Source organism: Pseudoalteromonas sp. SR44-5, from assembly GCF_014163675.1.
GTDB lineage: Bacteria > Pseudomonadota > Gammaproteobacteria > Enterobacterales > Alteromonadaceae > Pseudoalteromonas > Pseudoalteromonas rhizosphaerae.
In genome coordinates, this window is sequence record NZ_JACJDT010000139.1 from 1 (window position 1) to 962 (window position 962).

Consider the following 962-nt stretch of genomic DNA (forward strand, 5'->3'; position numbering starts at 1 on the left):
GATACCACGCCAACCATCACCGGTAGCAGTGATGAAATCGGTGGCATCGTCAGTGTCATCGTCACTGATGCAAACGGTGCGGTGCAAACTTTAACTGCGACGGTACTGGCAGATGGTACGTGGTCAGTGGATATACCGACGCCGCTTGCAGAGGGCGCATTCCAAGTGGATGCCAGCGTCACTGATGCGGCAGGTAATACCGCGTCTGATACTGAAAACGGCGGAGTAATTGACACCCAAGCGCCTACTTTTGATATTGTTCCACTTGCTGCAACGAACGATGCCACGCCAACGATTACTGGTAGCAGTGATGAAATTGGTGGACTCGTCAGCGTGATTGTCACTGATGCTACTGGCGCAGTACAAACCTTAACCGCGACGGTATTAGCTGATGGCACTTGGTCGGTGGATGTACCGACGCCGCTGGCAGAGGGCGCATTCCAAGTGGATGGCAGTGTCACTGATGCGGCAGGTAATACCGCGTCTGATACTGAAAACGGCGGAGTAATTGACACCCAAGCGCCTACTTTTGATATTGATCCACTTGCTGCAACGAACGATACCACGCCCACCATCACTGGTAGCAGTGATGAAATTGGTGGTCTCGTCAGTGTCATCGTCACTGATGCGACGGGGGCAGTACAAACCTTAATCGCGACGGTACTGGCAGATGGTACGTGGTCGGTGGATATACCGACGCCGCTTGCAGAGGGCGCATTCCAAGTGGATGCCAGCGTCACTGATGCGGCAGGTAATACCGCGTCTGATACTGAAAACGGCGGAGTAATTGACACTCAAGCGCCTACTTTTGATATTGATCCACTTGCTGCAACGAACGATACCACGCCAACCATCACCGGTAGCAGTGATGAAATCGGTGGCATCGTCAGTGTCATCGTCACTGATGCAAACGGTGCGGTGCAAACTTTAACTGCGACGGTACTGGCAGATGGTACGTGGTC

Annotated in this window: 1 protein-coding gene; it reads left to right on the top strand. The window is 53.1% G+C overall.

Translation table 11 applies throughout. The features are described from left to right. A partial coding sequence (locus tag H5154_RS22860; RefSeq protein WP_182719745.1) for an Ig-like domain-containing protein occupies positions 1–962 on the top strand: 962 nt, incomplete at both ends.